The organism is Pseudomonas sp. NBRC 100443 (assembly GCF_030268185.1).
GTDB lineage: Bacteria > Pseudomonadota > Gammaproteobacteria > Pseudomonadales > Pseudomonadaceae > Pseudomonas > Pseudomonas citronellolis.
Genome location: NZ_BSQE01000010.1, coordinates 220,657 through 231,257, shown reverse-complemented (window position 1 = coordinate 231,257; position 10,601 = coordinate 220,657). Strand labels below are relative to the sequence as shown.

At 67.1% G+C, this 10,601-nt stretch carries 10 protein-coding genes; 4 read left to right on the top strand and 6 right to left on the bottom strand.

Going from position 1 to position 10,601, the window contains the following annotated elements:
• Positions 1-422: 422 nt before the first annotated feature.
• The 3 genes from gloA to QSJ95_RS15835 all read right to left on the bottom strand — a co-directional run bounded on the left by gloA (position 423) and on the right by QSJ95_RS15835 (position 3,254).
• Complete coding sequence (gloA, locus tag QSJ95_RS15845; protein ID WP_009618415.1) at positions 423-815, bottom strand: lactoylglutathione lyase; 393 nt, start codon at positions 813-815, stop codon at positions 423-425.
• A gap of 93 nt (positions 816-908) precedes the next feature.
• On the bottom strand, positions 909-2,126 hold the full coding sequence (locus tag QSJ95_RS15840; RefSeq protein WP_058070526.1) for an argininosuccinate synthase: 1,218 nt from the start codon (positions 2,124-2,126) through the stop codon (positions 909-911).
• A 117-nt stretch (positions 2,127-2,243) separates the two neighbouring features.
• Positions 2,244-3,254, bottom strand: coding sequence for a flagellar protein MotY (locus QSJ95_RS15835; RefSeq protein WP_285643591.1), 1,011 nt, complete (start codon positions 3,252-3,254; stop codon positions 2,244-2,246).
• A gap of 141 nt (positions 3,255-3,395) precedes the next feature.
• On the opposite strand from QSJ95_RS15835, the gene pyrC reads away from it, so the two are divergent.
• The 4 genes from pyrC (at position 3,396) to bfrB (ending at position 6,600) form a co-directional block, all read left to right on the top strand.
• A complete protein-coding gene (pyrC, locus tag QSJ95_RS15830; RefSeq protein WP_285643589.1) occupies positions 3,396-4,442 on the top strand; it encodes a dihydroorotase in 1,047 nt (348 codons plus the stop codon).
• A complete protein-coding gene (gene rnt, locus QSJ95_RS15825) occupies positions 4,439-5,113 on the top strand; it encodes a ribonuclease T (protein WP_009618408.1) in 675 nt (224 codons plus the stop codon). The genes pyrC and rnt overlap by 4 nt, the downstream gene beginning before the upstream one ends.
• A 587-nt stretch (positions 5,114-5,700) precedes the next feature.
• The gene (locus QSJ95_RS15820; protein WP_009618406.1) at positions 5,701-5,916 is read left to right on the top strand and encodes a bacterioferritin-associated ferredoxin; all 216 of its coding nucleotides are present in this window, start codon (positions 5,701-5,703) and stop codon (positions 5,914-5,916) included.
• A gap of 207 nt (positions 5,917-6,123) precedes the next feature.
• Positions 6,124-6,600, top strand: a complete 477-nt coding sequence (gene bfrB, locus QSJ95_RS15815; protein ID WP_009618404.1) for a bacterioferritin BfrB — start codon at positions 6,124-6,126, stop codon at positions 6,598-6,600.
• Between the two features lie 40 nt (positions 6,601-6,640).
• Here the strand turns inward: bfrB and QSJ95_RS15810 are convergent, their stop codons facing one another.
• From QSJ95_RS15810 to QSJ95_RS15800, 3 genes are all read right to left on the bottom strand, one after another.
• Positions 6,641-7,801 carry an MFS transporter gene (locus tag QSJ95_RS15810; protein WP_285643587.1) on the bottom strand — a complete coding sequence of 387 codons (1,161 nt, stop codon included), beginning with the start codon at positions 7,799-7,801 and terminating at the stop codon, positions 6,641-6,643.
• A 79-nt stretch (positions 7,802-7,880) separates the two neighbouring features.
• On the bottom strand, positions 7,881-8,207 hold the full coding sequence (gene grxD, locus QSJ95_RS15805; protein WP_058070522.1) for a Grx4 family monothiol glutaredoxin: 327 nt from the start codon (positions 8,205-8,207) through the stop codon (positions 7,881-7,883).
• A gap of 103 nt (positions 8,208-8,310) precedes the next feature.
• Entirely contained in the window at positions 8,311-10,404 is a 2,094-nt protein-coding gene (locus QSJ95_RS15800; protein ID WP_285643585.1) for a molybdopterin oxidoreductase family protein, read from the bottom strand.
• Between the last annotated feature and the right edge of the window lie 197 nt (positions 10,405-10,601).

Here is a 10,601-nt window from a genome sequence, read left to right as displayed (position 1 = left end):
CCCTCGCGAATTCCCCCGCCACGGAGGCCCGCCCCGAGGGTACGTCCCTGTAGCCCATCGGGGCTCTCGCGACATCCATGTCGCATGACCTCCTGAGCGCGGGTTTCGTTCGGCCTTCTGAAGGGGCGTTCCGGTGCGCTCGGGTATTTCTCTGGAAGTCCAAAAGCCAGAGCGAATGCGCTTTGGCTTTTCGTAGGAGCGAGCTTGCTCGCGAACCCAGGGCTCCGTTCTCGGGAATGTCGAGAGGAGGCAGGCGTTCCGGGATGACTCCGAACTCTCCGCACGCTCCGAACAGCCCCCTCTCCCTTTGGGAGAGGGCTGGGGTGAGGGAGCGAAGCCAGGCTGGCGCACCTTCGCTGAACCACCACATATCGCTTAAGTGAACAGCATTACCGCACTTGGCGGGGCTTCGTCTTTCCGGCTCAGTCCTTGCGCTGCGGCGACAGCAGCTCGATCTTGTAGCCGTCCGGGTCCTCGACGAAGGCCAGGATGCTGGTGCCGTGCTTCATCGGGCCCGGCTCGCGGGTGATCTTGCCGCCGCGCGAGCGGATGTCCTCGCAGGCCTTGTAGACGTCGTCCACTTCCAGGGCGATGTGGCCGTAGCCGGTGCCCAGCTCGTACTTGTCCACACCCCAGTTGTAGGTCAGCTCGATGACGCTGTTCTCGTCCTCGGCGCCGTAGCCGACGAAGGCCAGGGTGAACTGGCCGTCCGGGTAGTCCTTGCGGCGCAGCAGGGTCATGCCCAGGACCTCGGTGTAGAAGGCGATGGACTTGTCCATATCGCCGACGCGCAGCATGGTATGCAGCAGTCTCATGGGGGTCGTTCTCCTCATCCGGCCCGTTTCGGGCGCATAAAAGCAAACCCCGGCTCGTGGCCGGGGCTTGTCTGGCTCAGGCTGGCAAGCTTATCAGAACAGCTTGCGGCCCTTGTTCGCGGCGATGCGCATGCGCAGCGCGTTGAGCTTGATGAAGCCCGCGGCGTCGGCCTGGTTGTAGGCGCCGCCGTCTTCCTCGAAGGTCGCGATGTTGGCGTCGAACAGCGAGTCGTCGGACTTGCGGCCGACCACGATGACGTTGCCCTTGTACAGCTTCAGGCGCACCACGCCGTTCACGTACTCCTGAGAGGCGTCGATCATCTGCTGCAGCATCTCGCGCTCCGGGCTCCACCAGTAACCGGTGTAGATCAGCTTGGCGTAGCGCGGCATCAGTTCGTCCTTCAGGTGGGCGACTTCGCGGTCCAGGGTGATCGACTCGATGGCGCGGTGGGCCTTGAGCATGATGGTGCCGCCGGGGGTCTCGTAGCAGCCGCGGGACTTCATGCCGACATAGCGGTTCTCGACGATGTCGAGGCGGCCGATGCCGTTGGCGCCGCCGATGCGGTTCAGCTCGGTCAGCACCTGCGCCGGGGTCATTTCCTTGCCGTCGATGGCGACGATGTCGCCCTTGCGGTAGGTCAGCTCGATGTAGGTGGGGGCGTCGGGGGCCTTCTCCGGGGAGACGGTCCACTTCCACATGTCTTCTTCGTGCTCGGTCCAGGTGTCTTCCAGCACGCCGCCTTCATAGGAGATGTGCAGCAGGTTGGCGTCCATGGAGTACGGCGACTTCTTCTTGCCGTGGCGCTCGATCGGGATGCCGTGGGTCTCGGCGTAGTCCATCAGCTTCTCGCGGGACAGCAGGTCCCACTCGCGCCAGGGGGCGATGACCTTGACGCCCGGCTTGAGCGCATAGGCGCCCAGCTCGAAGCGCACCTGGTCGTTGCCCTTGCCGGTGGCGCCGTGGGAGATGGCGTCGGCGCCGGTCTCGTTGGCGATCTCGATCAGGCGCTTGGCGATCAGCGGACGGGCGATGGAAGTACCCAGCAGGTACTCGCCTTCATAAATGGTGTTGGCGCGGAACATCGGGAAGACGAAGTCGCGGACGAACTCTTCTCGCAGGTCCTCGATGTAGATTTCCTTCACACCCAGGGCCTTGGCCTTGGCGCGGGCAGGCTCGACCTCTTCGCCCTGGCCGAGATCGGCAGTGAAGGTCACCACTTCGCAGTTATAAGTATCCTGCAGCCACTTGAGAATCACCGAGGTATCCAGGCCACCGGAATACGCCAGGACTACCTTCTTCACGTCCGCCATGCCATCACTCCACGGGGGGTTGTCACGAAAACCCCCGATTCTACTGCCGCGCTTCAGGAAATTACAGAGGCGCGACAGCTTTTGACGACAAAGCGACAGATTCTATCGTGAGTGCGACTAGGCGCCGCGTGCTGGCGACTGGCCCGGCGGCGCCGAAGCCGGGGCATTGCCGGCCGGTGTCTTGGCCTGCGGGGCAGCGGGCGCGGGGGCTGGCGGCGCGGGCGGCGCGGGCGGCGTCGCGCTGGGCGCGGCGGTGGGCGCCGGCGGGGTTTCCGGCACGGCCTCGCGGGACAGGTGCAGGGTCACCCGGCGGTTGCGCGCGCGGTTGGCCTCGGAGTTGTTCTTCACCAGCGGGTAGCGCTCGCCGTAGAAGCGCACGGTGATCTGCTCCTCGGGCACGCCGTGGGCCTTGAGGTACTCCATCACCGCCACCGCGCGGCGCCGCGAGATGTCGCGGTTGCTCAGGCGGTTGCCGCTGTTGTCGGAATGGCCGTCCAGCTCGATGCGGTTCACCGTCGGGTCGGCCTTGAGGTACTGCAGGATGATGTCCAGCTTGGCGCGGGCCACGGCGTCCAGGGCGTCGCCGCCGCCGGGGAAGCCGACCTGCGCCTGGCGCACCTGCTCGAAGTTCACCGGCAGCATCTTCGTCGAGCAATCCTGCAACTGCGCGTAGCCGTCGGCGAAACGCGCCGGCAGCAGGCGCACCCGCAGGTCCTGGCCGCCCATGGCGCGCAGGCGCACCTCGGGGCTGCGCCCTTCCAGCACGCCGTCGAGCAGGCGCCCGGCCTGCTGCTGGCTGCTGGTGAAGGGCACCTCGCCGGCGACCAGGGCCACCGAGCCCAGGTTGATGTCGCCCTGGGTCGGCCGCCACGGCGGCGCCGCCGCCAGGAGCGTCGCCGAACCGCCGCCGGCCCAGTTGCGCTGCGGCTTGAGGCGGAAGGTCGGCTGCTCGCCGGCGCGCCAGACGAACTCGCCGACGCCGAAGCCGTCCACCTGTTGCGACAGGCGGCATTCGAACTGGTCGCCCGCCGCCGTCCAGCGCGCGTTCTCCAGGCGCGTCTGGAAGGTCAGCCCCCAGGCCGGCAGGCTGGCGCACAGGCCGAGCAGGAGAAAGTAGGAATGGCGCACGGACGGCTCCGGGTAATGCTGGAAAGTACCCAGGAGATATCGGACGGTCCCGGCGAAACTTGATAGCGAGTGCCGGCGGCGGGCTTTTCCGGTAGCATTTCCCCACTTCAATTCCGCTGCAAATCGTCCTCTGGTATCCCCATGTCCGACCGCCTGACCCTGCTGCGCCCCGACGACTGGCACATCCACCTGCGCGACGGCGCCGCCCTCGCCCAGACCGTCGGCGATGCCGCGCGCACCTTCGGCCGCGCCATCGTCATGCCCAACCTGGTGCCGCCGGTGCGCAACGCCGACGAAGCCGACGCCTACCGCCGGCGCATCCTCGCCGCGCGCCCGGCCGGCAGCCGCTTCGAACCGCTGATGGTGCTCTACCTCACCGACCGCACCAGTGCCGAGGACGTGCGCAACGCCAAGGCCAGCGGCTTCGTCCACGCGGCCAAGCTGTACCCGGCCGGCGCCACCACCAACTCCGATTCCGGCGTGACCAGCATCGACAACATCTTCCACGTGCTCGAGGCCATGGCCGAAGTCGGCCTGCCGCTGCTGGTGCACGGCGAGGTGACCCGCGCCGAGGTGGACGTGTTCGACCGCGAGAAGCGCTTCATCGACGAGCACCTGGCCCGCGTGGTCGAGCGCTTCCCGACGCTCAAGGTGGTCTTCGAGCACATCACCACCGGCGATGCGGCGCAGTTCGTCCTGGCCGCCCCGGCCAACGTCGGCGCCACCATCACCGCCCACCACCTGCTGTACAACCGCAACCACATGCTGGTCGGCGGCATCCGCCCGCACTTCTATTGCCTGCCGATCCTCAAGCGCAACGTGCACCAGGAAGCCCTGCTCGACGCCGCCACCAGCGGCAATCCGAAGTTCTTCCTCGGCACCGACTCGGCGCCCCACGCCCGCCACGCCAAGGAAGCGGCCTGCGGCTGCGCCGGCTGCTACACCGCCTACGCCGCCATCGAGATGTACGCCGAAGCCTTCGAGCAGCGCAACGCCCTGGACAAGCTGGAAGCCTTCGCCAGCTTCCACGGCCCGGACTTCTACGGCCTGCCGCGCAACGCCGACAGCATCACCCTGGTCCGCGAGGAATGGCAGGCGCCGGCCAGCCTGCCCTTCGGCGACCATGAGGTGGTGCCCCTGCGCGCCGGCGAAAAACTGCGCTGGCGCCTGCTGGAGGCCGGCGCATGAGCGAGGAGCATTACGAAGAGGAGTTCGACGGCAACTTCCCCCCCGGCCCGCGTCACCCCATGGCGCGCCGCTTCCGCGGCTACCTGCCGGTGGTGGTGGACGTCGAGACCGGCGGCTTCAACTGCGCCACCGACGCCCTGCTGGAAATCGCCGCGGTAACCATCGGCATGGACGAGAACGGCTACCTGTTCCCGGAACATACCCACTTCTTCCGCGTCGAGCCCTTCGAAGGCGCCAACATCGAGCCGGCGGCCCTGGAGTTCACCGGCATCAAGCTCGACCACCCGCTGCGCATGGCGGTGGCCGAGGAGCAGGCGCTCACCGAGATCTTCCGTGGCGTGCGCAAGTCGCTGAAGGCCAACGGCTGCAAGCGGGCGATCCTGGTCGGCCACAACAGCAGCTTCGACCTGGGCTTCCTCAACGCCGCGGTGAACCGCACCGGGATCAAGCGCAACCCGTTCCACCCCTTCTCCAGCTTCGACACCGCCACCCTCGCCGGCCTGGCCTACGGCCAGACGGTCCTGGCCAAGGCCTGCCAGGCCGCCGGCATGGAATTCGACAACCGCGAGGCGCACTCGGCACGCTACGACACCGAGAAGACCGCGGAGCTGTTCTGCGGGATCGTCAACCGCTGGAAGGAATGCGGTGGGTGGATGGAGGATGAGGACTGATCCTTGTTCTTGGCCCTTTGCTATGAGAAAGCCCCGCCGATCAGGCTGTGTGAAAACCCGAGCGGCTCTTCGAAGAGTGCGTTCCTACGTGAAATCTGAAAAGGCTTGGCTATTCAGCCAACCCAGAATCCGCGTAGAAACGCGAAATCCAGGTTGTTTTTTAACCAGCTGGACCGATCCGGAGGTTTTCACACAGCCTGCGATGCGGGGCTTTTTTATTGGATCGATGCCTGGGGCTGTTCGTGCCACCGGGGCGTCCGGCGTAGCCGGTGAACCCCATCGCGGACGGAGTCCGCTCCTACGCCCGTACCTCCCTGAACCTCAGGCTTACGCCGAGGTGCTCTTCGTAGGATGGGTTGAGCTTGCGATACCCATGCTGCCGGGGTGATGGGTATCGCTTCGCTCAACGCCATCCTACGAAAAACCATGCTTCCTGGAACCGTAGGAGCGGACTCCGTCCGCGATTGGGCCCTTCCCCCCCGAAAGACCGTTCGTCGACACGCCGAAAAGTCTCCTCTCATGCTTTGACAATCATTCTCATTAACATTAGTATCGACGCCAACAACCCCACACCAGTAGTGCCATCCATGTACGTCTGCCTCTGCCAAGGTGTTACCGATACCCAGATCCGCGACGCGATCTATGAGGGATGCTGCAGTTACCGCGAAGTGCGTGAAAGCACCGGCGTCGGCACTCAGTGCGGCAAGTGCGCCTGCCTCGCCAAGCAGGTGGTCCGCGAGACCCTCGGCGACCTGCAGGGCGCGCAAACGATGAACTACTCGCTGGCCTATGCCGCCAGTTGAGCGATGCCGATTCGGCATACGCCAGAAGAACCGGGCCCAGGCCCGGTTTTTTTATGCCCGCAATTCAAGGATTTAGCGCCTAACTGCGGAATGAAAACATTCGTATTCATATTCCTTTTTATAACTAAATCAATAGCTTACGTTTGACATCCGGTTATAAGAGGGCGAAAATTCCAGTCCTACCCACTCCACACGGCAGGACTCGGCATGAAAGGCGACAAGAAAGTCATCCAGCATCTGAACAAGGTCCTCGGTAACGAGCTGATCGCCATCAACCAATACTTCCTGCACTCGCGCATGTGGAACGACTGGGGCCTGAAGCGCCTCGGCGCCCACGAGTACCACGAGTCGATCGACGAGATGAAGCATGCGGACAAGCTCATCGAACGCATCCTCTTCCTCGAGGGCCTGCCCAACCTGCAGGACCTGGGCAAGCTGCTGGTCGGCGAGAACACCCAGGAAATGCTGCAGTGCGACCTGAACCTGGAACTCAAGGCCGCGAAGGACCTGCGCGACGCCATCGTGCATTGCGAAAGCGTGCATGACTACGTCAGCCGCGATCTGCTCAAGAACATCCTCGAATCCGAGGAAGAGCACATCGACTACCTGGAGACCCAGCTCGGCCTGATCCAGAAGGTCGGCCTGGAGAACTACCTGCAGTCGCACATGCACGAAGACGACTGACGGTTGCGGGCGCCGCCTCGCGCGGCGCCCCAGCCCTTCCCTACCCCGCCTGCTGCGGGCGGCGCACCAGGTGCGCCCAGAACAGCAGCCCCGCGCACAGCCCCACCACCACCAGCAACGCCTGCCGCAGGCCGATGTGCTCGGCCAGGATGCCGATCAGCGGCGGCCCCAGCAGCAGCCCGCCATAGCCGAACGACGCCACCGCCGCGACCCCGCTCGATGCCTCCACGCCCGGCCGGTTGCCGGCCGCGCCGATGAGGATCGGCACCACCACCGACAGCCCCAGGCCGACCAGGGCGAAGCCCGCCACCGAGAATTCGACGCGGCCGCCGAACAGCGCCAGCAGCATGCCGGCGATGGCCAGCAGGCTGAGCCCGCGCACCAGGGCGACGTCGGCGACGTGCACGCGCAACCGGTCGCCGAACAGCCGGCCGATCACCATGGTCGCCGAGAAGGCGGCGAAGCCCAGCGCGGCCATCCGCTCCGAAGCGCCCAGCACGCTATGCAGCAGCAGCGCGCTCCAATCCGCCACCGCGCCTTCGGAGACGAAGGCGCAGAGCGTCAGCAGCCCCAGGCCGACCAGCGCCGCCGGCGGCAGCCGGAGTCCCCGCCGGCGCGGTTGCGCGTCGGCCTGCGGTTCGCTGCGCCCTTCCAGCAGGCGCCGGCCGAACAGCGGCAGGGCCAGCAGCGCCAGCACGGCGAGCAGGCTGAAATGCCGGAACGGCGTGAGCCCCGCCAGCAAGGCCGCGCCCAGCGCGCCGAGCAGGCCGCCGAGGCTGTACATGCCATGCAGGCTCGACAGGCAGGGCCGGCCCAATAGGCGCTCCCCCTCCACCGCCTGGGTGTTCATCGCCACGTCCAGGGTGGCGAAGGTCAGCCCTACCAGCAGCAGCGCGAGAGCCAGCGCCCACCAGCTCTGGCACAGCCCCAGCAGCGGGAACACCAGCAGCAGCGCCGCGGCGCTGGCCAGGGTCACCCGCCGGCTGCCGAGGCGCCGCACCAGGGAGCCGGCGAAGGAGAACGCCAGCAATGCGCCGAGCCCGGCGCCCAGCAGCGCCTGGCCCAGGCCCTGCTCGTCGACGCCGGCGAGGTTCTTCAGCGCCGGGATGCGCCCCATGGCGCTGCCATGCACCAGCCCACCGGCGCCGAAGCAGAAGGCGCAGGCCCAGCGGGCCGCGCGGGCTCTCTTGCGGTCGTCCATCGGTTCGAATCCTTTCTCCGCACAAATGAAAAACCCCGCGCTGGCGCGGGGTTCTTCGCTACGGCGACTACGCCTGCGATCAGGCTTCGGCGTTGCCGACGGCCTGCTTGATCAGCGGCTGCAGTTCGCCCTTTTCGAACATCTCGACGAGGATGTCGCTACCGCCGACCAGTTCGCCCCCCACCCACAGCTGCGGGAAGGTCGGCCAGTTGGCGTACTTCGGCAGGTTGGCGCGGATTTCCGGGTTCTGCAGGATGTCGACGTAGGCGAATTTCTCGCCGCAGGCCATCAGCACCTGCGCGGCACGGGCGGAAAAACCGCACTGCGGAGCGTTCGGCGAACCTTTCATGTACAGCAGGATGGGGTTGTTGGCGATCTGCTCTTTGATGGTATCGATGATGTCCATTGGCTAACCTCGGCTGAACTTCGCTACTGCCCGGCAATGCAGCCGGTACTTTGCCGACAGTGTACCGGAAAGCCGAGCACAGCGCTCGGCTTTGCCGCGCGCCTCAGGCCGCCTCCACCTCCACCGGCACGCCGTTGAGCGCGGCGTTGCCGGACAGCGCGTCGAGGTGGCGCTCGTCGGTCAGGTCGTTGGCGCTGGCGCCGCCCTGCTCGCTGGCAATGGCCAGTTGCACGCCGGGGCGCGCATGGCCCCAGCCGTGGGGGAGGCTGACCACGCCGGCCATCACCTCGTCGCTGGCCGCCACCTCGATCTCGACGCTGCCCACCCGCGAACGCACCCGCACCCGCTGGCCATCCACCAGGCCGCGGCTGGCCAGGTCCCGGGGGTGCATCAGCAACTGGTGGCGCGGCTTGCCCTTCACCAGGCGGTGGTAGTTGTGCATCCAGGAGTTGTTGCTGCGCACGTGACGGCGGCCGATCAGCAGCAACTGGCCCTCGGCCGGCGCCGGGGTGTCGGCGAAGCGCCCGAGGTCGGCGAGGAACAACGCCGGCGCGGCTTCCACCTGCCGGCTGGGGGTCTTCAGGCGCGCCGCCAGGTTCGGCCGCAGCGGGCCAAGATCCAGGCCATGGGGATGCTCGCGCAGGCGCGCCAGGCTGAGCTTGTGCTCGCTGGCATCGCCATAGGGACCGAAGCGCAGGCCCATGTCGATCATCTGTTCCGGCGCCATGGTCGGCTTCAGCTCGGTGCCCTGGCGCGCGGCATAGGCCCTGGCCAGGCCGACGAAGATTTCCCAGTCGTGCAGCGCGCCGGCGGGCCTGGGCAGCACCGCCTCGTTGAAGCGGGTGACGTTGCGCACCGCGAAGACGTTGAAGGTGCTGTCGTAGTGCTCGTGCTCCAGCGGCGCGGTGGGCGGCAGGATGAGGTCGGCGTAGCGCGTGGTCTCGTTGATGTAGAGGTCGATGGCGAGCATGAACTCCAGGCCGTCCAGGGCCTGCTCCAGGCGCCGCCCGTTGGGGGTGGAGAGCACCGGGTTGCCGGCCACGGTGACCAGCGCGCGGACCTGGCCCTCGCCCTCGCTGAGCATTTCCTCGGCCAGGGCCGCCACCGGCAGCTCGCCGCCGTACTCCGGCAAGCCGGACACCCGGCTGCGCCAGCGGCCGAAGGCGCCGCCGGAAGTGCTCGCCACCAGGTCCACGGCCGGCGTGGTGCAGAGGCTGCCGCCGACGCGGTCGAGGTTGCCGGTGACCAGGTTGATCAGTTGCACCAGCCATTGGCAGAGGGTGCCGAAGCGCTGGGTGGAAACGCCCATGCGCCCATAGCACACCGCCTTGTCGGCGGCGGCGAAGTCCCGGGCCAGGGCGCGGATGCTCGCCGCCGGCACGCCGCAGCGCTGCGCCATGGCCTCGACGCCGAAGGGCGCCAGCGCCGCGCGCACCTCCTCCAGCCCAACCACCGGCAGGTGGCTGGCGCGCCCCAGGTGCTCACCGAACAACACGTCGAGGATACCCAGCAGCAGCGCCGCGTCCTGCCCCGGGCGGATGAACAGGTGCTGGTCGGCCAGCGCCGCGGTCTCGGTGCGCCGCGGGTCCACCACCACCAGGCGGCCGCCGCGGGCCTTCAGGGCCTTGAGGCGTTTCTCCACGTCCGGCACGGTCATGATGCTGCCGTTGGAAGCCAGCGGGTTGCCGCCGAGGATCAGCATGAAGTCGGTGTGGTCGATGTCCGGGATGGGGATCAGCAGGCCGTGGCCGAACATCTGCTGGCTGACCAGGTGGTGCGGCAGCTGGTCCACCGAGGTGGCCGAGTAGCGGTTGCGCGTCTTCAACTGGCCGAGGAAGTAGTTGCTGTGGGTCATCAGCCCGTAGTTGTGCACGCTGGGGTTGCCCTGGTACACGGCCACCGCGTCGTTGCCGTGGCGCTCGCGGATCTCCGCCAGGCGCGCGGCGACCAGCTCGAAGGCCTCGTCCCAGGCGATCGGCTGCCACTCGTTGCCGACCCGCCGCATCGGCTGGCGCAGGCGGTCGGGGTCGTTCTGGATGTCTTGCAGGGCCACTGCCTTGGGGCAGATGTGGCCGCGGCTGAAGCTGTCCTGCGCATCGCCCTTGATCGACAGGATGCGCTGCTCCTCGGTTTCGATGGTCAGGCCGCAGATGGCCTCGCACAGGTGGCACGCACGGTGGTGGAGGGTCTTGCTCATGGCTCGCCTCTTGTTGTTGCGCCGGCCTTCATGGGCCGGTCATTACCAGAGCGAGCACTATGGAACCGCGCCGCGGCGAACGCCACAAGCCTAAGTGCAGTGAATCGGGGGATATAGACGTGAATCGGGCCGGCACGAGGCCGGCCCTCCACCAGGGGACGACGGTCGGCAGAGGGGGGATGCCGACCGTGCCGGCA